At 25.8% G+C, this 26842-nt stretch carries 22 protein-coding genes and 18 tRNA genes; 29 read left to right on the top strand and 11 right to left on the bottom strand.

What is annotated here, in order from left to right:
• Positions 1-1059, bottom strand: a complete 1059-nt coding sequence (locus UUR8_RS02980; RefSeq protein WP_004025970.1) for an iron ABC transporter permease — start codon at positions 1057-1059, stop codon at positions 1-3.
• Positions 1060-1262: 203 nt separating this feature from the next.
• Here UUR8_RS02980 and UUR8_RS02975 point away from each other — a divergent pair.
• The 10 genes from UUR8_RS02975 (at position 1263) to UUR8_RS02930 (ending at position 5391) form a co-directional block, all read left to right on the top strand.
• Positions 1263-1337: transfer RNA gene (locus UUR8_RS02975), tRNA-Asn, on the top strand.
• 1 nt (position 1338) lies between these two features.
• Positions 1339-1415, top strand: a tRNA-Glu gene (locus tag UUR8_RS02970).
• A gap of 46 nt (positions 1416-1461) precedes the next feature.
• Positions 1462-1537: transfer RNA gene (locus tag UUR8_RS02965), tRNA-Val, on the top strand.
• 1 nt (position 1538) lies between these two features.
• Positions 1539-1614, top strand: a tRNA-Thr gene (locus UUR8_RS02960).
• Positions 1615-1684: 70 nt separating this feature from the next.
• Positions 1685-1760: transfer RNA gene (locus UUR8_RS02955), tRNA-Lys, on the top strand.
• A 4-nt stretch (positions 1761-1764) separates the two neighbouring features.
• Positions 1765-1848 (top strand) — tRNA-Leu (locus UUR8_RS02950).
• Positions 1849-1992: 144 nt separating this feature from the next.
• Positions 1993-2868, top strand: a complete 876-nt coding sequence (gene tsf, locus UUR8_RS02945; protein WP_004025668.1) for a translation elongation factor Ts — start codon at positions 1993-1995, stop codon at positions 2866-2868.
• 90 nt (positions 2869-2958) lie between these two features.
• Positions 2959-3666: a UMP kinase gene (gene pyrH, locus UUR8_RS02940; protein ID WP_004025986.1), complete on the top strand. Its 708-nt coding sequence runs from the start codon at positions 2959-2961 to the stop codon at positions 3664-3666.
• Between the two features lie 17 nt (positions 3667-3683).
• Positions 3684-4235, top strand: a complete 552-nt coding sequence (frr, locus tag UUR8_RS02935; protein ID WP_004026222.1) for a ribosome recycling factor — start codon at positions 3684-3686, stop codon at positions 4233-4235.
• A gap of 10 nt (positions 4236-4245) precedes the next feature.
• Positions 4246-5391, top strand: coding sequence for a phosphatidate cytidylyltransferase (locus UUR8_RS02930; protein ID WP_004026051.1), 1146 nt, complete (start codon positions 4246-4248; stop codon positions 5389-5391).
• Here UUR8_RS02930 and UUR8_RS02925 read toward each other — a convergent pair.
• Together UUR8_RS02925 and UUR8_RS02920 are read right to left on the bottom strand one after the other, a co-directional pair.
• Positions 5381-5737: a hypothetical protein gene (locus UUR8_RS02925; RefSeq protein WP_004026288.1), complete on the bottom strand. Its 357-nt coding sequence runs from the start codon at positions 5735-5737 to the stop codon at positions 5381-5383. The genes UUR8_RS02930 and UUR8_RS02925 overlap by 11 nt on opposite strands.
• The gene (locus tag UUR8_RS02920) at positions 5721-7691 is read right to left on the bottom strand and encodes a cysteine peptidase family C39 domain-containing protein (RefSeq protein ID WP_004025891.1); all 1971 of its coding nucleotides are present in this window, start codon (positions 7689-7691) and stop codon (positions 5721-5723) included. Before UUR8_RS02920 ends, UUR8_RS02925 begins: the two co-directional genes overlap by 17 nt.
• Positions 7692-7835: 144 nt before the next feature.
• Between UUR8_RS02920 and UUR8_RS02915 the strand changes: the two genes are divergently transcribed.
• The 4 genes from UUR8_RS02915 to UUR8_RS02900 all read left to right on the top strand — a co-directional run bounded on the left by UUR8_RS02915 (position 7836) and on the right by UUR8_RS02900 (position 14390).
• Positions 7836-9518, top strand: a complete 1683-nt coding sequence (locus UUR8_RS02915; protein WP_004025801.1) for a ribonuclease J — start codon at positions 7836-7838, stop codon at positions 9516-9518.
• A 19-nt stretch (positions 9519-9537) separates the two neighbouring features.
• A complete protein-coding gene (locus UUR8_RS02910; RefSeq protein ID WP_004025811.1) occupies positions 9538-11868 on the top strand; it encodes an FtsK/SpoIIIE domain-containing protein in 2331 nt (776 codons plus the stop codon).
• A 96-nt stretch (positions 11869-11964) separates the two neighbouring features.
• On the top strand, positions 11965-13332 hold the full coding sequence (locus UUR8_RS02905) for a leucyl aminopeptidase (protein ID WP_004025723.1): 1368 nt from the start codon (positions 11965-11967) through the stop codon (positions 13330-13332).
• A gap of 497 nt (positions 13333-13829) precedes the next feature.
• The gene (locus UUR8_RS02900) at positions 13830-14390 is read left to right on the top strand and encodes a Bsp6I family type II restriction endonuclease (protein WP_004025663.1); all 561 of its coding nucleotides are present in this window, start codon (positions 13830-13832) and stop codon (positions 14388-14390) included.
• 31 nt (positions 14391-14421) lie between these two features.
• Here the strand turns inward: UUR8_RS02900 and dcm are convergent, their stop codons facing one another.
• The 7 genes from dcm to UUR8_RS02865 form a co-directional block, all read right to left on the bottom strand.
• Positions 14422-15381 (bottom strand): DNA cytosine methyltransferase, encoded by a 960-nt coding sequence (dcm, locus tag UUR8_RS02895; protein ID WP_004025576.1) that lies wholly within the window; start codon positions 15379-15381, stop codon positions 14422-14424.
• Positions 15363-15587 (bottom strand): helix-turn-helix domain-containing protein, encoded by a 225-nt coding sequence (locus tag UUR8_RS02890; RefSeq protein ID WP_016828953.1) that lies wholly within the window; start codon positions 15585-15587, stop codon positions 15363-15365. The genes dcm and UUR8_RS02890 overlap by 19 nt, the downstream gene beginning before the upstream one ends.
• A 305-nt stretch (positions 15588-15892) precedes the next feature.
• Positions 15893-15967 (bottom strand) — tRNA-Trp (locus tag UUR8_RS02885).
• A 71-nt stretch (positions 15968-16038) separates the two neighbouring features.
• Positions 16039-16272, bottom strand: coding sequence for an acyl carrier protein (locus tag UUR8_RS02880; protein WP_004025956.1), 234 nt, complete (start codon positions 16270-16272; stop codon positions 16039-16041).
• Between the two features lie 15 nt (positions 16273-16287).
• A complete protein-coding gene (locus tag UUR8_RS02875) occupies positions 16288-17229 on the bottom strand; it encodes a DUF5452 domain-containing protein (protein ID WP_004025632.1) in 942 nt (313 codons plus the stop codon).
• Between the two features lie 22 nt (positions 17230-17251).
• Complete coding sequence (locus UUR8_RS02870; protein ID WP_004026002.1) at positions 17252-18391, bottom strand: hypothetical protein; 1140 nt, start codon at positions 18389-18391, stop codon at positions 17252-17254.
• On the bottom strand, positions 18381-18584 hold the full coding sequence (locus tag UUR8_RS02865) for a hypothetical protein (RefSeq protein ID WP_004026077.1): 204 nt from the start codon (positions 18582-18584) through the stop codon (positions 18381-18383). The genes UUR8_RS02870 and UUR8_RS02865 overlap by 11 nt, the downstream gene beginning before the upstream one ends.
• A gap of 99 nt (positions 18585-18683) precedes the next feature.
• Between UUR8_RS02865 and UUR8_RS02860 the strand changes: the two genes are divergently transcribed.
• The 15 genes from UUR8_RS02860 to UUR8_RS02790 all read left to right on the top strand — a co-directional run bounded on the left by UUR8_RS02860 (position 18684) and on the right by UUR8_RS02790 (position 24856).
• Positions 18684-18760 (top strand) — tRNA-Arg (locus tag UUR8_RS02860).
• Positions 18761-18841: 81 nt separating this feature from the next.
• Positions 18842-18918: transfer RNA gene (locus UUR8_RS02855), tRNA-Arg, on the top strand.
• 88 nt (positions 18919-19006) lie between these two features.
• Positions 19007-19945 (top strand): glycosyltransferase family A protein, encoded by a 939-nt coding sequence (locus tag UUR8_RS02850; protein ID WP_004025856.1) that lies wholly within the window; start codon positions 19007-19009, stop codon positions 19943-19945.
• On the top strand, positions 19946-20767 hold the full coding sequence (locus UUR8_RS02845; protein WP_004026013.1) for an RDD family protein: 822 nt from the start codon (positions 19946-19948) through the stop codon (positions 20765-20767).
• 24 nt (positions 20768-20791) lie between these two features.
• Positions 20792-23023, top strand: a complete 2232-nt coding sequence (locus UUR8_RS02840; protein ID WP_004026165.1) for an ATP-dependent helicase — start codon at positions 20792-20794, stop codon at positions 23021-23023.
• Positions 23024-23026: 3 nt separating this feature from the next.
• Positions 23027-23818, top strand: coding sequence for a TIGR00282 family metallophosphoesterase (locus UUR8_RS02835; protein ID WP_004026074.1), 792 nt, complete (start codon positions 23027-23029; stop codon positions 23816-23818).
• Positions 23819-23965: 147 nt separating this feature from the next.
• Positions 23966-24040, top strand: a tRNA-Cys gene (locus tag UUR8_RS02830).
• 4 nt (positions 24041-24044) lie between these two features.
• Positions 24045-24121 (top strand) — tRNA-Arg (locus UUR8_RS02825).
• Positions 24122-24167: 46 nt separating this feature from the next.
• Positions 24168-24244 (top strand) — tRNA-Pro (locus UUR8_RS02820).
• Positions 24245-24248: 4 nt separating this feature from the next.
• A tRNA-Met gene (locus UUR8_RS02815) sits at positions 24249-24325 on the top strand.
• A 2-nt stretch (positions 24326-24327) separates the two neighbouring features.
• Positions 24328-24405, top strand: a tRNA-Ile gene (locus UUR8_RS02810).
• Between the two features lie 68 nt (positions 24406-24473).
• A tRNA-Ser gene (locus UUR8_RS02805) sits at positions 24474-24566 on the top strand.
• A gap of 58 nt (positions 24567-24624) precedes the next feature.
• Positions 24625-24701: transfer RNA gene (locus UUR8_RS02800), tRNA-Met, on the top strand.
• Between the two features lie 2 nt (positions 24702-24703).
• Positions 24704-24779, top strand: a tRNA-Asp gene (locus UUR8_RS02795).
• Between the two features lies 1 nt (position 24780).
• Positions 24781-24856 (top strand) — tRNA-Phe (locus UUR8_RS02790).
• Between the two features lie 75 nt (positions 24857-24931).
• On the opposite strand, the gene UUR8_RS02785 is transcribed toward UUR8_RS02790, so the two are convergent.
• Positions 24932-26623 (bottom strand): hypothetical protein, encoded by a 1692-nt coding sequence (locus UUR8_RS02785; RefSeq protein WP_004025589.1) that lies wholly within the window; start codon positions 26621-26623, stop codon positions 24932-24934.
• Positions 26624-26842 lie beyond the last annotated feature (219 nt).

Below are 26842 nucleotides of genomic sequence, written 5' to 3'. Positions count from 1 at the left end.
TTATTTTACAAAACCCTTTCTTTTACTTAAAATATAGGCAAATACTGGCACTGCGAAAATACAAATAATCATTTCACGAGCACTTGGAATATATTCGTTAATATAACTTGAGAATGATAAAATTCCACTACCAAAAAGTCCAGCTAGTACCATAAGCAATAAAGCATGTGTTTTTTTAAAAATTGTTTGTGTAATAATTCCAACAATTACTCCTAATAAAGCAATTATCCCTAATAAAATCGATGATGATATAGTAATAATTACTACACAAATAGCAACTAATCAATAAATTAGATTAACTTTAATTCCTAATGATTTTGCTAGTAAATAATCTTTTTTAATAATATTTAAATAAGGTGATAAAAATAGCAAAATAATAGTAGATATAACCATTAAAACACTTGAAACAATCATCCGATAATTATTTATCAAAGTATTATTAATAGCAATAAAACGTCATCAACCAACAATTTTTAAATTATCATGTGTTGCAATTAAAACAATATTAATTCCAGTTACTAATGCACCAATTCCAAATGCAACTAAAATTGGTTTGAAGTTATTTTCTAAAAAATTACTTCTTACTAATATAAAATTAACTCCTATTACAACAAATGAGAAAATTAAACCTAAACAATAAACTAAAACCGTTGAAAAAACACCACTTGAAGTAATGATAAATGAGATTGTAGAGGCTAATATTGTCATTGGCGTAAAACCAAGTGTTGACGGTCCAGATAAAATATTTTTAGAAGTTATTTGAATCGAAATTGATCCAACTCCCAAACTAAATCCTGCAATTATATTGGCGACAGGAACAAAAATATATGTCGAGTTTGAAAGTGAACTATTTTCAAACATTCTTTTAACATCATTTAAGTGATTACCCGTAAAAAACAAATCAATTAAAAAAAATGATGAGCAAAATAGTATCAAGAAAACAATAAAAACAATTTGTTTTGTTTTCAATCGATGCCCTTTTTTACTAAAAGTCTTAAGATTATGCATTTTTTTAAAACGCAAAAATAAGTGCTTTTCATTATTTTTTATTTTATTCATAATTCTCTCTCCTAATTTATGTTTTATTAAAAAATAATTTTCAAATCCTTTAAAGCTTATAAAATTTATAGCACATATAATATATAGATAGGGTTTTGATGTATCAAAAAATTAAAAAATAAAAAATATAAAAAAAGATTGACATTTATTAAAAAAATAACTATAATTTTATAGTGTTTTTAAAATCACATTATTAATTACATGGCTACATAGCTCAGCGGTAGAGCAACCGGCTGTTAACCGGTTGGTCGTAGGTTCGATCCCTACTGTAGCCGCCATGGCCTGTTGGTGAAGTGACTGAACACACACGCCTTTCACGCGTGCATTCACGGGTTTGAATCCCGTACAGGTCACCATTTATAAAAACACGAAGTAATACTTAATTTTTTAAGTATTATTTATGGAGTGCTAGCTCAGTTGGGAGAGCATTTGCCTTACAAGCAAAGGGTCAGGGGTTCGAGTCCCTTGCACTCCACCATGCCGACTTAGCTCAATAGGTAGAGCAACTGACTTGTAATCAGTAGGTTGTGGGTTCAATTCCTATAGTCGGCACCATTTTATATTCAACCTACTTATTAGTGGGATTTAGTTAAACCCCTATCTACTTGGGTAGGTAGGGGTTTATGCTCTGTTAGCTCAGTCGGTAGAGCAACTGACTCTTAATCAGTGGGTCGCGGGTTCGAACCCCTCACAGAGCACCAGTATGCGCTTGTGGCGGAATGGCAGACGCGCTAGACTTAGGATCTAGTACTTTATGGTGTAAGAGTTCAAGTCTCTTCAAGCGCACCATTAAATTATTAAAAAGCACTTCTCGTAAGTGCTTTTTTTGTTCTATTTATATTGATTAACACAAGATATATAAGAAAATGATAAATAAATTTTATATAATATATAGATATGTTGAAAACATAATTTTAATAAAGGTGAATATAAATGACAAAAGCTGAATTAGTTAAAGAATTAAGAACAAGAACACAAGCTAGTATGAGTGAGTGTATTAAAGCTTTAGATGCATCAGAAAATGACATTGAAAAAGCGATTGTATGATTACGTGAAAATGGAGCTATCAAAGCTGCTAATAAATTAAAAAACGCAGCTACAGATGGTGTAACATTAGCTAAAAAAGTAGGTAATAAAGCAATTCTTATCGAAGTTAATTGCCAAACAGATTTTGTTGCTAAAAACGAAAATTTCTTGGCATATGCTAACCAAATTTTAGAAGAAGCATTAGCTAAAGTTGAAAGTAAAGAAGATTTTGATAAATTAATTATTAATGGAAAACCAATTGCTGAATCTGGATTAGATTTAACAGCATATATTGGTGAAAAAATCGTTTTTAGACGTGGAGAAATTTTAAAAGCTAATGACCAACAAACTTTAGGTGTTTATACTCACAATAATAATAGAGTTGCTGCCATTATTTTAGTTGATGGTAAAGTTGAAGACGAAGTTGTTCGAAATGTAGCAATGCATGCTGCTGCAATGCGTCCACGTTATTTAAATGAACAAGTTGTAGACCAAGTATGATTAGCAAAAGAACGTGAAATTATTGTTAATCAATTAGAACACGAAGGTAAACCAGCAGCATTTGCTGCAAAAATTATTGAAGGTCGTTTAAATAAAATTTTAAAAGAAAATTGTTTAGTAGATCAATCATACTTCAAACAACCTGAATTAACAATTGAAAAATATTTAAAAAACAATAATGCTGTTGCTGTAGGTTATTACTCATATGAAGTAGGTGAAGGAATTGAAAAAGCACCTCAAATGAGTTTTGCTGATGAAGTAGCTGCTCAAATGAAAAAATAATTTCTTTGGACTATAATAATAGAAGGAAACTTAGTTTCTTTCTATTTTTATAGTGTGATTAAATGGTTTAGTAAAAACGAAAGGAATTATATGTCAAAACAACGAATTGTAATTAAGATTTCTGGTGCTTGTTTAAGACAAGATGATAATTCGATAATTGATGTTAATAAAATTAATGATTTAGCGAAACAAATTAAAGAAATTTCTAAAAAATATATTGTATCAATTGTTTTAGGTGGTGGCAATATTTGACGTGGTCATATTGCTAAAGAATTAGGAATGAACCGTAATTTAGCTGATAATATGGGTATGATGGCAACCATTATTAATGGATTAGCATTAGAAAATGCCTTAAATAACTATAATGTAGATGCTATTGTTTTATCAGCAATTAAATGTGATAAATTAGTCTATGAATCATCAGCTAATAATATTAAAAAAGCAATTGAAAAAGAACAAGTAATGATCTTTGTTGGTGGAACAGGTTTTCCATACTTTACAACTGATTCATGTGCAGCAATTAAAGCAGCTGAAACAGAATCTAGTATAATTTTAATGGGTAAAAATGGTGTTGATGGAGTTTATGATAGTGATCCAAAAACTAATCCTAATGCGCAATTTTATCAACATATTACATTTAATATGGCCCTTACTAAAAATCTAAAAGTTATGGATGCAACAGCATTAGCTTTGTGTCAAGAAAACGATATCAACTTATTAGTTTTTAATATTGATAAACCAAATGCAATTGTGGATGTTTTAGAAAAAAAGATTAAACACACAATTGTTTCAAAATAATTTTTTAAGGAGATTGTATGAATTTTAAAATTTATGAAACTAAAATCAGAGAAGAATTTGAATTAGTTTTAAAATGAATGCATAATGAATTTATTAAATTAAGAACTGGAAGAGCTACACCAGCTATTTTAGATGGTATTTTAGTTGATTACTATGGATCTATGACACCAATTAATCAATTAGCAAATATTTCAGTTCCAGAACCACGTGTTTTAGCTATTAAACCTTATGATAGAAGTAGTATTAAAGATGTTGCTTCTGCAATTAATGCTTCAAATTTAGGTGTTAATCCACAAGTTGATGTTGATATTATTCGTTTAACATTTGCAGCACCAACAGAAGAAGTGAGAAAAAATTTAGCTAAAAAAGCAAAACAAGTTGGCGAAGAAGCAAAAATTCGTGTTCGTCATATTCGACAAGAAGCACAAGATTTATTTAAAAAAGATTCATCAACTGTTGAAGATGACAAAAAGTTTTTTCAAACAGAATTAGATAATCTAACAAAAGAATTAAATAAGGAAATTGAAGCAGTTGTAAGTCATAAAGAAAAAGACATAATGACTGTTTAATTATTTAAAAATGATTAGTGTTAATAAAATCAATGAAAAAACAAAAACCACTTTTTTTAAGCGGTTTTATTCATCGATTTTTATTTTTTTGTATTTATTAATTTATTTTGTTTTAGCATTATTATCAGATCGTAATTATAGTTGAACACCTTTAATTGATCATTTATATATTCAACAAGCAATCGCAATTGTTTTATTAGTATGATTATTACCATTAGTATGGATTGCCTCGTATGAAATGAACAAAGTTATTTTTGATAATCATAAAATAACAAGAATAACCTTAACAATTATTTTCAATATTTGTGTTTATGCACCAACAATTTCTTATTTTATTTATCAGTATGAATTTTTAGATGTTAATTATTTAATGACTATAAATTATCATTACATGATTAAATTGTTTGGTACATGTTTGGGTTGTTCGTATTTTGTTGCTTTAGTTATTTTGTTTTTCCTTTTAGCATTTTTAAAAAAAGTTAATTTTAAAAACTGCTTATATACTATTTTAATTTTCACTTTCTTAATTGGTTTTTTTATAGGGTTACTTTACTTTACGTTCATTAGAAGTTGAATTACTTCATTACTGCTAATGTTGATTGTTTTTTTAAGTGATACATTTGCTTATGTTGGTGGTGTTTTATTTGGCAAAACTAAATTAGCACCAAAAACAAGTCCTAACAAAACAGTTGAAGGTTTAATTTTTGGTTTAGTGATTGCAACAATTGTTATTATGTTAATAATTTTTGGTTTATCATATGTGCCAATCAAACCAAAAAATGACATGATATTAAAATCACAAAACGTGCTATATAATATTTTCGGTTTAGATTTTTCTAATTCAAATAAAACAAATTTAACACTTCATAAACAAGTATTATGATGAATATGTACAACAGTTGCTTTTTTATTTTTAAGTTTAATAAGCACTATTGGTGATCTAGTATTTAGTGCGACAAAACGTAATTATGATACCAAAGATTATAGTAATTTAATTCCAGGTCATGGTGGATTATTAGATCGAATTGATTCGCATTCTTTTGTAATAACAATTATGTTCATTTTCACACTAGTTATTACAGGTAGTTTACAAGATGAAAACTTATTTCCAAGCATTCAAAAAGTTTTCGTTGAGATTAGTAGTTCTATAGTTTAAAATTATTAATTATTGATTTGATTAATGGTTGTGTGTTAGTGTATATACTAATACCAATCATTTTTTCATTTGTTTTTAAATTAAGAAAAATTTTAATTACACAATAATCATTAACTTGTTTTATAAATTTAAATTTAGCATAATAAACTATATTATCAATTTTAAGTTCTAATTGTTTTCTTTTTTTAATTTTTTCATAATCAACTTTATTAATCATGGTTAATTTGGTTTTAAAATTTAGTGATGTTTTGAAATATTTTTTATTTTTAAAACCAAATGCTACACCGATTGCAATAAACAATGATAATAAAAATCCTAAAAAGGCGATACTAATTCATTTTTTCATCATTCAAATTAATTATTTGATCAAAATAGTTTTTTAGATAATGATCATGCGAAACATAAATAACAAAATTATTTTTAAGTACTAATGGCAATATTGAATCTAAAATTATTTTTTTATTATCAGTGTCAACGTGGGCTAATGGTTCATCAAGTAGTAATAATTTATTTTTATATTTTAAAAGATTTAAAAAAGCTAAAATTTGTTGTTGGCCTGTTGATAAATTAATGTTTTGCTCAAAATTACTATTTAATGACCAATCAATTTTAGCTGTAGCAATCACTATTTTTAAAGCATTAGTTATTTCTTGATTTTGATTAACAAACCAATTAATATTAAAATCATTAATTAAAGCATTTGTTGGATGATAAATAATTAATTCTTTTAGTTGTTTTAAATTTAAACTACTTATATTTAAATCATTAAAAAATAGATTTTTATTATTAAAATCTAAAAAATTTTTTAATAATGTTGTTTTTCCAATTCCACTTTTACCGATGATTAAACATGATTTTTGAAATTCAAATGTTTTTTGATCTTTAATAATTTTGCATGCCAATACTTTATTAATTTCTATACCATCATGTTTTTCACAATTATTAACATATAAAATTTTTTCAATTATTTGCTTACTATTTTTAAAATTTAATAATTCATTAAAAAAATTAAAAATTCCAAAAGATAAATTATTAAGATTTTGATGTAAAAAGACAATATAAGTAATGATGCTAACGATTTTATATTGATAATTAGCATTAATAATTAAACAAACTAATAAAACTAATAGCCCTATATTGTTAATAATTGATAAATAAAAATTGATATTTGATTTAAAGATAGTAATTTTGTTTCTAAAAATTATTGATTCATCTAATTGTTCTTTATAAGAATGAATATAATTGTTATATTTATCAGTGTTATGTTCAAAATTAATTAGTTTGATTAAATTTTGGTATTTAATAAATAGTGAATTTTCAATATTAATCATTTTTAAGCTTTGATTTTTAAAATATTTTCAATTCATTAAACCTATAAGAAGGCTTAGTAAACCAAATGTTAAACTTACTAATAATAAAATTCAATTTTGCAATCCTAATAAGCAAATAATACAAATTCCAAATAAAACATTAACCAATAATTTAATACGACTAACTAATAAAAAATGAATGACATTATTTAAGTGAATTTGAATTGAACTTAATTCACCTAAGTTAGTCTTATTAAAAAATTGAATTAATTTATTAGTCAAATTTGTAATTAATTCATTATTAATGCTACAAAAAATACGATTACTAATTTTATTTACGTACACTGTTATTAGCAAATCTTTAAAAGCACTACTAATATAAAACAAACTAAAGATAATGAATAAATATGTTAGATTTTTAACTTGTTCATTTATTAAAACTAAGTCAATTAACAAATTAACAGTTTTGCTTAAAAAAATACTTAAAGGGATATTTAATAATTCTAAAAGCAAAATTATAATTAACGATGATGCTTTGATGTATTTTAAATAAGGTTCTTTAAAAATAGGAAAATTTAAAATTTTATGATTTTTGCAAACACGTATAATAACATTTAAAAATAAATGTTCAAATTGCTCATTATTTAACTCATATATTTGATTAGCTGGATCATAAATACGAAAAAATCCTTTGTTAAAATATTTAACAATTACAAAATGATTCAAACCATTTCTGTTAATTAAAGCAATAAAATAATCATTAATTTTTTCATCTATTAATTCTTGAAAACTACATTGAAATGATTGAGCATCTAAACTAAATTCATTTGCTAAATTTTCAAGGTCTTGTAAATTTAAACCATTTTTTGTTAAATTAGCTTTTTGTAATACAAGGTTTTTATCGATTGTTTTATTATGATAATAATTTGCTAACATATTAATAACACATACTCCACATTCATTATCAGAAGTTTGCTGAACAATCTTCATTACCATCACCCCTTTAATAAATAATTAGTAAAAAAATAGCAATCTCTTTAAAAATTTATATTTATATCAATAAGATATAATGGAGTATAATTAAAAGATTAAAACACATATTATTTAAACATTTTTTATATATAAAGGAGCTTTATGGCTAAAATTAATTTTTTATCGTTAGGAGGACAAGATGAAAGAGGTAAATCTTGCTTTGTTCTTGAAGTTAACGATGATATTTTTATCTTTAATGCTGGTGCAAAAATTCCAACAAGCGATGTTTTTGGCGTAAACATGATTGTTTGTGATTATTCATATTTAGAAAAAAATGCCAAACGTGTTAAAGGAATTTTTATTGGAACACCAACATTTAATAATGTTATGGGAATTAAATTACTACTAGCACAAGTTGGTTATAAAATTCCAATTTATACAAGCCCAATAGGAGCAATTGTTGTTAAGAAGATTTTTGAACAAAAAGTTAACAATAAAAAAATTGAACCAAATATTATTGAATTAGATCCAATTTCAGATAAAAAAATTGGATCAATTTATGTAACAGCATTTAAGGTTTCAAACTCAATGCCTCATTCATATGGTTTTGTACTAAAAACAAGCGATGGTGCGATTGTTTATATTGATGAATTTATTATTTCAAATGATAAAAACAAAACTTTTGATTCACAAATTAATGCTTTAAACAATATTACTAAAAACAATACTTTAGCATTAATTGTTGGAATGGGTCAGGCAGGCAATCCTTGTTTTACTGCACCAAATCATAAAAATAAAGGTTTTTATGAATCAATTTTACAAAATACAAAAAACCGTTTAATTGTTGGATGTTATAGTAATGATGCTTATAGTATTTTTACATTAGCAACTATTGCTAAACAACAAAATCGTCCATTCATAGTTTATAGTAATAATTTCATTAACACTTTTGTAGGTGTACTAAAATTAAAACTATTTAATAGTAAAAATTTAATTTCATTACCAGTTTCTGAAATTAATAATTCAAAAAACGCAATTATTGTGGTTATTGAAAACCAAGACACTCTTTTTCCAAGATTAAATAAAATTTTACATAATGAAGATAAACATATTACTTTAACCTCTGAAGATCAATTAGTACTAGGTGTTGTTATAACACCAGGATTTGAAATGTTAGCAGCTCAATTAAGTGACGAAGTTGGACGTTTAGATATTCCTTATAAAGCCTTACCAAAAACGGTTTTACCAATGACTCAATCAGATGAAGATTTAAAACACTTAATTAATTTCTTACAACCAAAATATTTAATACCTATTAATGGATTATATAAAACAGAAGTTAAATTTACATCTACTGTTACAACTTCATGAATTAAAAGTGATCAAATTATTAGTATTTCAAATGGCGAATTATTTAGTATAGAAGATAAAGTTTTAAACCCTAAACCACAAGTTATTGAATTAGAAGATAAATACATTTCTTCATTTGATGCTTTAGATGTTGGTGCTAATATTTTATTTGAAAGAGCACAAATGGGTGAAAATGGAGTAATTAATTTAATTGTTATTTTTGATAAACAATTTCAAAAATTATTTAATTATGTTGAATTTGATTATTGTGGTGTTGTTAATGATGATCCACAAGTACGTGCTCAAGTTAAAGAAATTGAAGAAACATTTAAAAAACGTATGGGCGAATGTTTAGTTTATGATGATCGTAAACGTTTAGTTTTAAAAGATACAAAAGCAAGTTTAAAACGTTTATTAACTAAATTGTTTGAAAAGAAATTTAACAAACGACCTTTAGTTTTACCAACTGTAGTTGATTGCTATAAAACAAAATAATTTTTTAGAGGTAAATACTATGGCTAATGACAACAAAAACAGTACACCAAATAAAGAGACGATTAGTTTTTATAGTTATGATGATCAACTAGATGAATCAAAAAAAGAATCTAATGATTTAACAAGCGAAAATAAAACACAAGATAAAAGTTCAAAACCAAAACCAAAGAAAACTAAATTTTCAAAGCTTGATTTTAATAATAAAAAAAAGATTATAGGGATTTGTGTTTTTGCTTTAAGTTTTTTGATTTTATTATTTGCGATTTTTAAAGTTCCATACACTGGAGCAATTTTAGATAATGTTTTAGAATTCTTTTTCGGATGAGTTAAATACTATATTTATGCAATTTTATTATTATTTTTAATTGTTTTTTACATTAAAAAAGCAAGAAAACGCTTATTTAGTAAATGGATGATTGTTTTTTATGTTGTTACAATAATCTTATTTACTTTAATTATTGGCGCAGTTGGTTATGGTGTTATTACTCATTCATTAATTTATAAATTTATTGTTAATACAAATCAACAAACAATTGATCAAAAAGTCCTTGATTCATACAAGAATAATTATGAATATATTGCATTAGTTAATTTACATGCAAAAAAATTACATTTAAGTGAATGATGAGCAGCTAATTGATCACAAGATTTTTTAAAAGCAATTGATAAAAACCATTATTACTACACTAGCATTTTTGCTTATGGCGGGATTGTAGGATATGCTAATTTAGATATTTATCGTGCTAATGCTTGAATCTTTACAATCGTGATTATGTCAATAATATTAGGAATTATTTGTTTTATTTTAATCACATTTGGCACAAGAAGTCGTTTAGGATTAAAGTTTAAAAAATGGTTTATTAATAAAATAATTGCAAATATTAATACTTATCATAAAAAAGATTATCAATTAAATGAACGTAATTATTTTGAAGAAAAACTTGGTACAGATCACCATGGAACTAATCAACAATTTAGCGCAAAACAAATTGTTGAGCAACAAAATATTCAAACAAAAATTACTAATAGCGAACCACCTATTAATTCACCAACATCAAAAAATAAAAAGATTGAAGAAATAGTTTCAAACCCAATAGTTGATAATACTAATCAAGTTGTAGATAATACACCTATAACTAAAAATAGTAAATATGAGTTTTATCCTCGAATTAGTATTATTGATGGAAAAAGCCAAGATTATTTACATGAACTTAAATCAATTGGTGAAAATTTAAAATTAGTTATTGATCAATTTTTAGAAAGTAATCAATTAGAATGTCAATTTAATACAATCAATACTTATTTTTCAAATGTAGAAATCATTTATCAATTTAGTCGTTTATCATTAAGCAACTTCATTAAAAATTATTTAAATTTAATGAAACAAACAATTTGTGACACTAATGAGTATGAAATTAGTATTTATAATGATAATGAGCTTTTAGTTGTCCAAGCTAAAGCTAAGAATTTAAACGCTCAAATTAATATTAAAGATATTTTAAATGATCTTGAATACAATGATAAATTATGTTTAGGAATTGGTAAGCTAAAAGAACGAAGTGTTGTATGATTAGAAGATAATCAAGTTGGTAGTATTTTAGTTCATGGTAGTCAACAAGCATCAGGAAGATCGATGTTAATTTCTAATATCATTATTAGTGCTTTATATACTAAATCACCAAATGAACTAGAATTATTTATTGTTAATAATGGATCAAAACCACTAAAAGAATTTGCTAAACTAAAACATACAATAAATTGTGTTGATCATGATGATTTTGAAAATGTTATTAATCTATTAAAAACAATTGTTAATAATATTAATAATGAAAATACTTTATTTACAAATAATGGCGTTGATAATTTAGATGATTATAATGCAAAGAACCAAAATCAAAAATTAGCAAAAAAATTAATTATTATTTCAGAATATGCCGAAATAATAAATAGTGAATTTAAAACACGATTTGATACTTTAATTCGCAATATTGCAAGCGTTGCTAAAAAACATGGAATTATTTTAATCCTTTCATCAAGTATAACTAATGAAAACACAGTTTCATTTAAAAATGTGTTTGATTATACAATCGCATTAAAACTAAATAATCCATACGAAAGCATTTTATTAACTGATCGTAATTGATGTAATAATTTAAGTGGATTTGGGGATATGCTATTAATTCGTAATTTTGATAATTTGCCTTTACGAGTACAAACAGCTAAGGTTTCAAATGATCAATTTGCCAATATTATTAATGAAATCAATAGTGCTGATTATGATATTAACGAATATCGTCATGAGACAAAACTAACATCAAAGACCCAAAATTTCTTTAATAAACAATCATAATTATGTATCTTAAAATTAACGTCGTACATAATTTGAATAAAAGCATTATAATATAAGAATATTAAAACTATAAATATCAAAGAAGGAACGGAATTTATGACATTAAACGAAAAAAAAGAATTTGTTTATGAACTAAAAGCTGTTAAAAAAGATCACAACCTAAAAGGTTTTGAAAAAAATACAGCTGAACACGTTGTTTTTGGTGAAGTATATCAAAAACAACATTACCTAATTCTAACACCAGATTTTGATTCAAACGAACTATCAAGATCATTAGTTAGCTTTTTAGAAAAATCACCTAAACCAGTTAGTGTTGATTTAAACTCATTTTTAGATCTTGTGCCAGAATCAAGACATGCATCTTTATTAAATGTTGTTGTTAGTGCATTAGAATATGTTGAAGTAACACCTTTTTCACTAAAATCTAAAGTTGAACCTAAAAACATTCATAATTTAGTAGTTGATGCAAAATATCATGATTTAATTGCTAAGTTACAAGTAATTGCTCAATCTCAGACAATTACAAGAACGCTACAAGATACACCAGCAAACTTAATGACTCCAGGTGATTTTGAAGAACGTATTAAAGAATTGTTTAAAGATTTACCAGAAGTTAAAGTAAGTGTTTTATACCGTAAAGACTTAGAAGCAAAAGGTATGAACGCTCACGTTGGAGTAGGTAAAGCTGCTGTAAGTGATAAAGCACAACCTCGTTTAGTTGTTGTTGAATACAATAATAATCCAGATACAGATGAAAAATATGCTTTTGTTGGTAAAGGTGTATGCTTTGACTCAGGTGGATATAATGTAAAAACTGGATCACACATGCGTTGAATGAAGTTTGATATGTCAGGTTCTGCTATTGTAAGTATGACAGTAAGAGCTTTAGCTTTAAATAAAGAAAAAGTAAACGTTGTTGCTGTTTGTCCATTAGTATTAAACTTACTAGCACCAGAAGGTCAAAAACCAGATGATATCATTAAATCATATAATGGTAAAACAATTGAATTAGATAACACTGATGCTGAAGGTCGTTTAATTTTAGCTGATGCATTGACATATGCTGTTCGTGATTTAAAAGCATCTAAATTATTTGATATCGCAACATTAACTGGAGCAATGATTTTTGCTTTAGGTGATACATACTCAGGTGTATGAGCAACAAATAATGATATTTGAAACGAAGTAGTTGTTGCCGCAGATTACGCTGGTGAATTAGTTTGAAGATTACCATTCCACAACGATTTCTTAAAAATGTTAAATTCAAATGTAGCTGATATTGCTAACTCAGTAACAGACCCACGTGGTGGTTCTTCACGTGCTGCATGTTTCTTAAAAGAATTTACTGAAGGTGTTCCATATGCACACTTTGATATTGCAATTACTGCAGATGTTGGTCATAAAGGAACAGGTGTAATGTTAAGAACATTCTACCGTATTGCTCAAAACCAAAAGTTTAATTAATTTAAATTTTATTGAATTAGATAAAGAAAAAGAAGCGAATTAAACTCGCTTCTTTTTTGTTTTAAAAGGTTCTCATCAAAGAATTTAAAAAAATTCATTAATAGATATTTCATTGTTTTGTTTATTTTTGATATATTATAGGACTATATTAATTATATTTAAAAGATTGATGTTCAAAGACTAGTATTAAGTAAATAAATTAATAGGAAATAAACATTTTTGTAATATATAAATCGTTACTTTAAAGCGGGATTTTACATTCTAAAATTAGTTTTTTATAATTGAGTGTTTTGTGAAATTTTTTTCGTTTGTGTTATAATTTGCGCGTATCTATGTAAATTTTGTAAAAGAAGAGGTTACGATATCATTTTTGTACAATAAGCTTTAGAAGCCTTTGATTGATCACAAGATGTTAAAAAACCTAATTAAATAAAAAGCACAAATGTTTTATCATTATTTTGAATATTGAAAAAAAGTAAAACATTGAGGATAATAGCATGAAACAAGAAACAATTAAATTAAAAGATGGTAGTATCGTTATTGGTGACACTTTTGATAAAAACGACTTTGAGATATTAAGAGAAATTTTTAAAGAATGACTAATAATGAACAAAAAGTTAAAGAGTCTTGGTGGAAGAGGTTTGAATGTCCCTGATGTGTTTAGTGAAGCTTTGTTTTGTTTAGCGTTTAATGCAGTAAGAACAAATGGTACAGCATATTCATATGATTGTGTTATAAGAGACACCGGTGAAGGTGTTCAAGTAAAATCGGCTTCAATTCCAAATGATTGTACTTCTTTTGGCCCAACTTCAACTTGAGACTTATTATACTTTGCTGACTTTGCTCCAAATGGTAAAGTTGATGGGTTAGTTAAATTTTATAAGATTGAAGATGATGATGTTTACAATTTAGTTTTAAACGCTAAGAAAGGCGAAACATTCAAAGATCAACAAGCACAAGGAAGAAGGCCTAGATTTTCCATACAATCAGCAATTATTAGATCAAAGAGGCTATTACCTATTAAAACCATAAATATAATAACTGGCGAAGGTCTATAAATTAAGGTTATATTAAATACTACTTCTTATATTATTCTTCGTCAGCTTTCAATGCTTCCAATAGTTTTTCAACTACTCGTCTTACGACAGGAACTGATACAGAATTTCCTGATTGTTTATATTTGGCTGCATTAGAAATATCGATTGGGAATTGAAATTCTGAAGGAAAACCTTGAAATGCCACACATTCTTCTGGTGTCAATTTTCTTATATCATAATTATCCTTTATTAATGGAACGTTATGTCCTCCAGTTCCCATATTTGCAGTTAATGTTGGACAAACATTACTCTTATTTTCTCTACAATAAACTCTTCTTCATTGATAAATGGTATCTTGCTTAGTCATAATAGGTTTTAGTAAAGAATAATATTTAGAGTTATTGTAATAATATTTTTCTAATTTTTTATCATTAAAATCTATTACATCACGAATAGTGTTAGTTAATGTAATTGGACAAGGATATTTAAAAGCTTCATAAGCTTTTTTAGATAAGAATCCAACAATATAAATTCTTTCTCTATTTTGAGGAACGTTACCATAATCCATTGTATTTAATACTTTATGATGGACATGATAGCCTAATTTTTCTAACTCGTTTTTTATAACTTTGAATGTATTACCATTATCGTGTGTTTCAAGATTTTTTACGTTTTCTAAAAGGATTGCACGAGGTTTTTTAACTTTAATAATACGAACTATTTCAAAGAATAAGTTCCCTCTTTCATCATTAAAACCTTTTTGATAACCTGCTATCGAAAATGCTTGACAAGGAAATCCACCATTTAAAATATCTATATCAGGAATATCGTTTGGTCCTATGTTTTTAATGTCGCCTTCAACTAAATAAGAATCTCCGAAATTATATCGATAAGTTTTACATGCATCTCTATCAATTTCATTTGCTCACACAATTTTTGCCCCAGCTTGTTTAAAACCATAACAAATTCCTCCGATACCAGCAAACAAACTAGCTACTTTAATATCTTTCATTGATTACTCTCCTTTAGTTCGACAATGTCTTCAATATCACATTTTAATGCGATACAAATTCTTTCTAACACTTCTGTGTTTATATTCTCTCCTTTAGATAGTTTTGCAATAGTTGATTTGCTAAGTCCTGTAAGTTTAGCAAGATCGGTTTTATTAATTTCTTTATCAATAAGAAGTTTCCATAATTTATTATAAGATAGTGCCATATCACGCTTTTCCTTTTTTATAAAATTTTACCACAACAAATTATTATTTGTAATAATTTTAGTTTATCATCGCAAACTTTTATACCACTTTTTCAGACTTAATTGCTATGATATTTGGCTTTTGTTTTAGAGTGAAGTCTATATTTTAGTAAAGATAACCATGTATATACATAGAAAGTAAAAAAATAAATCACTTATTAAAGTAATTTATAAGTATAACTTATGAAACTAATAAATGAAAAAAACTTTCTATTTTTACAAATAAAAAGGATTGACACTTTTTTGTATCAATCCTATTGTTTTAATGGCAGGGGTAGCAGGACTCGAACCCACAACACGCGGATTTGAAGTCCGCAGTTCTACCATTGAACTATACCCCTCTGGCTAGATGCATTAATCTATCAATTAATACATTTATATATTATACTAAATTCATGCAATGAATATTTAATTATTTTAATGCATCTTCAAAAGCCATGATTAAATCACCTAAATTTTTGATTTTTAATAATTTTTCATCTACTAATTGAACACCTATTTTGTCTTCAATTTTCATGATTAAACTCATGGCACTTAATGAATCAATTCCTAATGATTTTAATTCAACATCCAAATTGTTCATGTTTAAATTAATCTTATTTTCTTTAGCAACTTTTATAATAATATCTTTAACATTAACAACCATATAATCATCTCTCTTTTAATTAATGCTCAAAACAAATTCCTCGTAATATCTTGTTTCGCTCTTAATATTATAATTGTCAAACAATCAATTAACAATAACAATTATATTTTTTGCATCTTTATCAAATTTATATTTAATATCAATTTTAATATATTGCATTATATTATGGAATTCTTGAAAACTACTTATTGCAGACTCAATGATTTTGTACATATTTTTAATGAATAATTCTTCATTAAATTTAATATCATTACTATTATTTTCATTTGAAAAATAATATTTAAAATCTAATAATTCATATAGTTTTTTATTTTTAGCAATTGCGTTAATGATATTAAAGCGTTTTAATTTAATTGGATCTTCCTCATTAATTATTTCGTTATTTTTTTCAATTTGATCATTATTCACAACTTTATTATTATTTTCTAACTTAGTTAGATCTTGTTTGTTATTTTCGTCATCATTTTTTGTATTTAAATCATCTGATTTTGTTAATTCTTTATCATTGTTTGCTTTGTTTTCTAAAGGTTTTTTCTCATTTTCTTTTATACTTAAATGATTGTTTTGATCATTAGTTTTGTTAATATGATTATTATTTAAATCGCTTTGTTCTTTATTGTTAATAGTTGGTTTTGTATTATTTTGATTATATTTTTTTGGTTTGCCCTTTAATTTTTCTTTATTTTTTAAATAATTATTTAAAATTTCTTTTTGCTTATCTGTTTGATTAATTTCTGTAATATCAACTTTTTTATTAATAATTTCACCTTTTTTATCAATAATTGCTACATCACCAACAATTTTATGTTGTTTTTGTTTTTGATTATTAATTGCTTCATTAATTTGGGTTAATGGTTCTTTTTTGTTAATTTTAGTTGATTCTTGATTTGATAATACAACTCCTAAAACAATTGCAATGATGACAATTAATAAACAAGCAATCGCCCCAATAATCATTTTTATTTTAGGATTGTGCCAATTAATTTTCGATTGTTTTAAAATCTTCATAGTTTTCAATTATTGCCTTTCGTACGCTAATTTTTCTTTTGTTATGTGGATTAAAATCGTTTTTGATTTCGATTAATTGTTCCATTTCATATTTTTGAGGTGTTAAATAATTGTTAATGAATGTAATTTTTAGTTTTGCTTTTTGTTTAGAAGGCAATCAAATACCACTAAAACCATGATTATTATCGACAATTAATTGATCATTACTAAAATCGTATAAAAACTTTGCTTTCATTGTTAGTAAAAAATCAATAGGTCTTTGATGAAGATCGTATGCAATATTAATACTTTCATAATCTTCATTTCATTCTATTTTTTTATTTTGATTAGCTAAATTTGTATATTCTAAGCAATATTTAATTGATTCAAAAGTTTCTTTTGTTGGACGATTAGTTCATGAATCTTTATCGTTTAATGTTAATTTTGTATTAAAAATATGCCGTTTATTATTAGCTATTGCAATTTGATTGTGAAAATCTTTTTGTTGAAGTCAAAATAAAGGAATTGTTTCTCAAAAATTTGTTGGATCAACTTTTTTATGGTTATTTAATAAAAAAGTATTTTTATAAAAATAATCAAAGTTAAGATTTTCAAATTCTTTTTGAACAGCTTCAAAGAACAAACTCTTTCCACAAGTGTAATCAATTTGTTCGTGAATTCTTTTATCATCATTAATACGAAGGAAAAAAGCAAAATTAATTTTTTTATTTAAAGTCGTTTTATTAACAAAACCAGCTTGATTAAGATTGATTTTTAAACTAGTTTTATAAGTGTATAAATCATAATTTGTTCCACCAATTTCATATGGTGAGTGTTTAGTTTCACGAACTTCTAAATTACGAAATTCCCCTATTTCACTTTTTATGTCCATGAAAAAATAATTAATAGGTAATTTAAAATCACCAGCAACTTCAAATTCAAAATCTAAATTTAAAACGTTTGATGCTAATGATGTATTTATCATTGTGTTTTCACGAATAAAAAGGGCGGGACGACCACGATAACGTGCAAATAATTCAATAGGTTTTTGTTTTTTGTTAACATAATAAGCATATTGAGGAACGTATTTTTTCTCTTGTAAATAATAGTTAATTTGTGGATTAACAAGCATTTTCATCACCTTCTTTTGTTTTATGATTTAAAGCTTTAATTTTATTAATGTTTCATTTATTAATAAAACGCAAATCTTCAATAACATCAGTTTTTAGATATTGCTTTTCATCTCAAACATCTAAGAATAAATATTGGATTCGAAATAATTTGCTTTTATATAAAAAAGCTTGTGTAATTTCTTTTGTATTCATAAATTACTACCTCCTATTCAAGAGTTAGTATAAAAGTAGTAAAAATGAAAATTAAGTTAAGTAATTTGTGATAATTTGAGATATAATAATCTAGTGTTTGCACCTGTAGCTCAGTTGGATAGAGCATACGCCTTCTAAGCGTACGGTCAGGGGTTCGAATCCCTTCAGGTGCGCCATTGATACATTAAAATCTGCATTGTGCAGATTTTTATTTTCTTTTGATAATAAAATAATATAAAATAATATGGTACAAATACGCACCCATAGTTCAATTGGTTAGAATATATGCCTTCGAAGCATAGGGTTAGGAGTTCGAGTCTCTTTGGGTGCGCCATTAATTTAAAAAGAAACTAGATGCATTTTACTTTGCTTCTAGTTTTATTTTTATATAATAGTATAATAATAAGATATGAGGTTAGATCATGTTATTAACAATCGCTTTTTACTTATCAAAAACAACACATTATTTAAAAAAGAATTTCAATTATTTTTTAGACTTATTAAATCAGAATAAAAAGCATATTGAATTAATTATTATTGATGATGCTAGTGATTATAATTTGTTTAAAACACTTAAACCATTAATTGAAAATACTAATTCGAAAATTAAATATTTTTATTTAAATGAAACACAAGGTAATGCTTATGCGTACAATTTAGCGACAAAATATGCTCATGGCAAATATATTTGATATTTAGGAGGGCATACTGAACTAAATTTAGATGCAAGCTCATTATTATTTTCAGTTTTAGAAAAAGATTATGATGTGATTAGTTTTAATTTAAATGATAATGTTAACCAAAATCCATCATTAGTTTTTGATAGTTTAAATAAAGAAGTTTTAGTTGGATTATGAGAGTCAATTTCTAATAAAATTATTGCTTTAGATTTTATTAAAAAACACCAATTAGCTTTTTATAACGATAAATGATATCCTGCCTTATTTATTTATGATCTTTTTACTAAATTTAGTTCATGAAGAAATGTTAATGTTAACTTCATCAGTAATAATAGTGGTGAAGTTGGTTATAATGTTTATGATTTACTACAACAAATCAATGAATTATATGCAAAATTTAGTAATGATGGTTTACTAGAAATTTATAAAGATGAATTATGTTATTGAATTACAGGGATTTGCATTCACTCTTTTTTAAAAAAGATTTATGAACTATATACAATTAATATTAATTCGAAAAAACAAATTAAAGAACGTACAATGATTATTAGTCATGCATTATCAAACGCTAAAAAATATTTAGAAACTTATTTTGCTAATTTTGAGAATAATCCATATGTACGTAAGTATAAAACTAACATTTTAAAATATTATTTAAAATCTAAACAAGGATTAAATTAAATGAGTGATAAAACAACCTTAAAACAAGAAAATACTATTGAATATCCTGTTGTTAGCGCACTAAGGCGTGCTGGCGCTGGTGTTTTAGATTATATTTTTGTTTCAATTCTTGCTTTTTTACTATCATTGCTAGTTTTTATTAATAGTAATTTTAAAATTAGTGATGTTTTTGTTAATAATGATGAACTTGCTCCTGAACCTTGACGTTTATTTTTAATGGCAATAATTGCTTTTTTTGTTTATTGCACATACTACATTATCATTCCTGTATTTTGCAAATCTTATACTTTATTTCGATGAGCATTTTCAATTAGAATGATTAGTTTAGTCAAACAAAATGATAAAAAAATTTTATTTGTTGCTTTAATTAAACATAGCTTATTAACTTGATTAATTTTTATCATGATTAATCTATTAGCGATGGGATTTTGTTTTGCTTTTGCTGATGCAAGTTTTAAATCAATTGAGGCGATGAATGAGATTGAGCTAAAAGAACATTATCGTCAAATTAAGGATTTAAAAGCTTATGTGCAATCAATTTTATCTTTAAAAATTAATGATAATTTCACTAGTACTACAACTATGGCTATTTTAAGTATTTTAGTCAAAAGTCTATATTCAATTATGGGATTAATTAGTTGTATTATTGTAATTCACATGTTTATGAATTCAAAAAAACGTACTTTACATGATCAAGTAGCAAAAGTTGTTTTATTATGAATGCATTATGAGAAACCAAAACAAGCACCAAAACATAAAACAAAACGTGAAGTTGAGATTCAAAAAATCGATAACTTAATTCAAGAACTAGATAAAATATAAAATGAAAAACAAGGAGAAGTTTTTATGGGAGTAGGAATTGATTATTCACGCTTAAATCAAGAACAAAAAGAAGCAGTTACAGCAGATTTAGGACCACAATTAGTAATTGCAGGGGCAGGAACAGGAAAAACATCTGTTTTAACTTTACGTATTGCTCATTTAATTACTGAAAAACACATTCATCCATCACGAATTTTAGGTTTTACTTTTACTAACAAAGCTGCTGATGAAATGAAAGAGCGTGTTGGAAAAACAATCGGTGTTTCTATTCCTTATTTAAGTACTTTCCATTCAATGTGTGTAAAGATTTTACAACAAGATATTCATTATTTAAATTATCATAATAATATTAAAATCATTGATGCAGATGATCAAGAAGTTTTACTTAAAGAAATTTTTGATCAATTAAGTATCGAAAAAAAATCGCCAATCATTAAAAAAACGATTAAAATGATCAGTAAAGTTAAAAATAAATTTTTTGATCAAAGCGACATCATGAATGAAAAAAATCGTAAGTATTTAGAAATAGTTGATAGAAATGATGCGCAAAAATTAGCTGATATTTACACAATTTATTGTGATCGTTGTTTTAAATTAAATTATGTTGATTTTGACGATTTAATTAATTTAACTTATAAATTATTTGCTGAGTTTCCAGAAGTTTTAGAAAAATGACAAAATAAATTTGATTATATTCTTGTTGATGAATTTCAAGATACTAATAAAATTCAATATGATTTAATTAGTTTATTAGCAGCTAAACACCAAAATTTATTTGTGGTTGGTGATCCAGATCAAATGATTTATTCATTTAGAGGCGCTGAACAATGAATCATTAATAATTTTAATCAAAATTTTAAAAATACAAAAGTAACAATTTTAAAAACAAATTATCGATCAACTCAACCAATTTTAGACACAGCCAATCGATTAATCGATGCTAATAATAACAGTTACAAAAAGAATTTAACTGCTTTTAACACTAATGATCATAACATACCAATTTATTTACGAGGTCAGAATCAAATTGATGAAGCTAATTGAATTGCTAGAACTGTTAAAGAATTATTAGAAGAAGGTACACCAGCTAACCAAATTGCTATTTTGTTTCGAAGCAATCACTATTCTCGTACAATTGAACAATCAATGATGCGCGAGAGTATTCCTTATACAATTCTTGGTAGTAAAAAGTTTTATGAACGTGCTGAAATCAAGGACATGATTGCTTATTTAAAAGTAGTTAATGATTTAGATGAACTATCTTTTTTAAGAATTATTAATACACCACGTCGTGCGATTGGTCCAACTACGTTTGAACACGTTAAACATTATGCCATAAACAATAATTTATTTTTATTTGAAGCATTAGCTGAGGTTGAAAAAAACCATTTAATAAATAACACACAAAAAAAGAATATTTTAAATTTTGTTAATTTAATTAAAGAAATTCGTGATGAAATGGAAGATTTAAAACTTCATGAAGTTTTAGAATTAATTTATAAAAAAGTTAACTATGAAGCTTATTTATTAGAAAATGAAAGAGCAGAAGATAAAATTGATAATGTTTCTGAATTAAAACGTGCTATGAAGATGTATGTTGATCGTCACCCAGATGATACAATTAATGATTATTTAAATTCAATTGCCTTATATTTAAATAAGGATAGCAAAGATAGTAAAGAAAATGTTTTATTAATGACAGTTCATAATTCTAAGGGTTTAGAATACGAAAACGTTTTTGTTGTTGGTATGAATGAAGGTCATCTTCCCTCTGATCGAGCAATTGATGATGATCCAATTAAAGGGGTTGAAGAAGAGCGAAGAATTGCTTATGTAGCACTAACACGAGCGAAAAAAAATCTTTATATTTCATCTGCTTGTTGTTATGATCCATTAGCAAGAAGACAAGTATTTGAAAGTCGTTTTATTAATGAAATTGGTTTTAATAATTTAAAAATTATAAATAGTAGTTTTAAAAATAATAAACCAGAGGATATGCCATTAAAATCGTTTTTAAAACAACAAGAAGAACGTTCATGATTTGATTCACAACAAAAACAAAAAGAAGCTGAAGATAATTTTTATCAAACAATGAAAAACGATTTTGAAATTGGCGAAAGAATTGTGCACACAAGTTTTGGTAATGGTGTTATTATTGGAATTGATGGTGATATTTTAACAATTGCTTTTAGCAAATATCGTCAACCAAAACAAATTAGTTTTAATCATAAAACAATCGTAAGAAGAATGGGTTAAAAAATGAAAATTTTAGCTATTGGAGATATTTTTTCAAAACAAGGAAGAAAAGCAGTGGCCAATGAATTGCCTAAGCTAAAACAAGAGCATCAAATTGATTTTGTAATTGCTAATGCTGAAAATACAACACATGGTCGTGGTTTGTGTTGAAAACATTATGAAGAATTAGTAGGTTATGGAATTGATTGTATTACTATGGGTAATCATACTTGAGACCATCCTGATATTTTTGAAATACTAACAACAAAAACAAATATTATTCGTCCATACAATATTATTAATACGCATCAATACCACTTAGTAGGTTCTGGTTCACGAGTTTTTTATTGCAATAAAAAAATGATTCGTGTAACCAATTTATTAGGTAATTCTATTGATATGAAAGGTTTGCAAACTAATCCTTTTGAATCCTTAGATAAAATTATTGCATGTAATGAAGCACCAATTCATATTGTAGATTTTCATGCTGAAACGACAAGCGAAAAGAACGCCCTTTTTTTAGATTTTAAAGGCAAATTATCTTTAGTTTATGGAACTCATACACACATTCCAACAAATGATGCTAGAATCGTTGATCGCACCGCTTTTCAAACCGATTTAGGAATGTGTGGTGCTGCTAATAGTGTGATTGGTGCAAATCCAAGTAGTATTATTCAACGATTTCGTGATCCAAACAAACGTTTCATACTAGAACCAAGTGATGAAAAATATGTTTTTTGTGCTAGTTTAGTTGAAATTGATGATGAGACAAATCAACCCATTAAAATTACTCCTATTGTAATTTATGAAAAATAAAAAAAGATTGACTTTTAAATTTAATTTTGCTATTATTTTATATGTGTTTTTTAAAATGTTTTGAAAACACAGAATTAATTTAAGGTTTATTTGGTTTAGTTCCATAAAACTTAATTTTATTAGCGTTAATAAAGTTATTTTGATCTTGGTGCCATAGCCAAGTGGTAAGGTCAGGAGCTGCAACCTCCTTATTCGTCAGTTCGAATCTGACTGGCACCTCCATATTGCATCCTTAGCTCAATTGGACAGAGCGTCTGGCTACGGACCAGAAGGTTAAGGGTTCGACTCCTTTAGGGTGCGCCATTAAATTCTTAATTAAGATAGTATTAAGTTATTATCTTAAACTATTCGGGAAGTAGCACAGCTTGGTAGTGCACTTGGTTTGGGACCAAGGGGTCGCAGGTTCGAATCCTGTCTTCCCGACCATTTTGGCTGGATAGCTCAACTGGTTAGAGCGCTCGGTTCATACCCGGGAGGTTCAGAGTTCGAATCTCTGTCCAGCCACCATTGCTTCTATAGCTCAATTTGGTTAGAGCCCCCGACTCATAATCGGTTGGTTACAGGTTCAAGTCCTGTTAGAAGCACCAATAAAATATATAAAATTAATATATCAAATTATGCTATAATAAAAAGGTTATAGTTTGATATATATTATGGAGAAATACCCAAGTCCGGCTGAAGGGATCAGTCTTGAAAACTGAGAGGCGATGCAAGTCGCGCGGGGGTTCGAATCCCTCTTTCTCCGCCATTATATAAATATACAAATACTTTATAATTGTTTAACACACGCATTATAAAGTTATTATCGCGGGATAGAGCAGCTTGGTAGCTCGTCAGGCTCATAATCTGGAGGTCGGGGGTTCAAATCCCTCTCCCGCAACCAATGGTTCTGTGGTGTAGTGATTAACATGCCTCTCTGTCACAGAGGAGATCGCGGGTTTGACTCCCGTCAGGACCGCCATGGTTTCGTAGCTCAGTCGGTAGAGCAACGGACTGAAGATCCGTGTGTCGACAGTTCGATTCTGTCCGAAACCACCATTTAAATAAAATTAAAAATACTAGCAATTTAGCGCTAGTATTTTTTTATTATCTTTTAATATATTATTTTTAATATTAATTAAATTTCAAACGTTTTAAAGCATGATCTGCAACTACAATATTATCAATAAATTCACTTAATATTTTTGATGCTTCAACAATATTATTTCAATTTACATTTGCAAAATTTTGTTTTACTAATTCGTAATTAACACCATAATAATTTACTTTGCTATACAGTAAGTCATAAATTTTAGGCATTCATAGTTGTGTTTGATTGATATATTCAATAACATAATCAAAACGTTGATTAATTAAATTTAATTGATGAATAATTAGTTCATTATCAATTAGAATTTGTGGATCAAAATCTTTAGAAGCATTAGTTTTTTGAAATAATTTTTCAACATATTCAAAATCTTCTGAAAAAATATCATTAGATAAATCATGAAAAATGTTTTTATTTTCAAGATAAGTTTGAATTTCGATTTTTTTATTATAGATAGTTATAATTTTTTTAATTAAAGCATTTCAATGGTGATTTCATTTTGTTAATTTAATACTTAATTCATTTAAATATAATAATAGTTTTTGTAAATTAGTATAAAATGCTTGTGTTGAAACAATGAAATCAACATTTTGTTTAATATCGTTTTTATCAATTTTAGAACTAATGATTTTTTGATTAGCTTCATTTAAACAAAAAATTAATTGATCAAGTTCTTTTAGTTGATAATTTTTAGAAGTATTTTTTAATTGTTCTAAAACATTATTTACTTTATTAATACGATCATTAATTAAACTAAAATCATCATAAAAACGTTTTTTGTATTTATCAAAAACAGCACCACCAATGTTGTTTTGTGAACTAATATTAAGCCAATTTAAAGCTTGTTGATAATAATTATTTAAGTAAAGATTATTTAAATTTACAAATTTTGAATTATAAATAAAATCAGCTAATTGATTATTAATAAAGTAATTAAAATCATGATTAAATTGTTTTAGTTCTTTAATTTTATCTTCAGTTAAAAAAGTTATTTCTTGAACTTTTTGCATGCTATTTTTATTAGCTTCTTCAATGATTTTAATTGAGTTTAAAATCATAATTATATTTCTTAATAAATGAATTTTATTTTTAATACGATGAATTAATTGCACTAAGAAATAATTATATTTTGGATAATTCATGCTAATTTTAGTTTCAATTAAATTATTAAATAGTTCATCAGTTCAATTGATTGCTTTTTGGAAATTAAGATTAGGAATGCTATATTTACTAATTAAATCTTTATACATTAAATCTAATTTTTTATGAGTATCTGCAATTTTTTTCTCTTGTTGATCAATAATAATAAAGTCATTTCAAAATGATTCGATTAAATCAATAAAATCATTAACATTATTTTGAATTTTTATTTCATTTTCACTTGTATATTTAATAAATGATACATAAGAAAATATTTTATGATTTTCAAGATAATCTTGTAGTTTTAGTAAGCTTTTTTTATGAAAATTTAATTCTTTATTAATTGCGATTAGATATTCATTGATTATTGCTACTTTTTGCTTACTTGTGCGTGCATAAATGTTATCAGTACTAGCATAAATATCATTAAATTTTGTATTTACTAATTGGTCAAAATTAAAAAAATGTCGACGAAATGTATTATATTTTTTGATTGCTCAATCATCTAATAATGCAAAAACAATGTAAGGGATTGAAAATAATAAAACAAAACCTATTAGAAGATAAATTAAAGACATTAATAAAATCCTTTATTTTATAGTATGTAGCATATTAAATTATAATCAAATAATTTTATATTTTTAACCTTCAAATATACTATAATAATTAATAGCATATTAATCAGCTTATTAGATATATCGTTTGCCTATTTAATTCATATTTTAAAAATATGTTTATTAGTAAGAAAGTTGCTGACTTTTTCTGAAAGTATCAAAATTAAATAAAAAACGATAGAA

The sequence above is a fragment of the Ureaplasma urealyticum serovar 8 str. ATCC 27618 genome (assembly GCF_000169535.1).
Lineage (GTDB): Bacteria > Bacillota_I > Bacilli_A > Mycoplasmatales > Mycoplasmoidaceae > Ureaplasma > Ureaplasma urealyticum.
The sequence above is the reverse complement of the archived record's forward strand: the minus strand, read 5'-3'. Positions and strand labels throughout refer to the sequence as shown.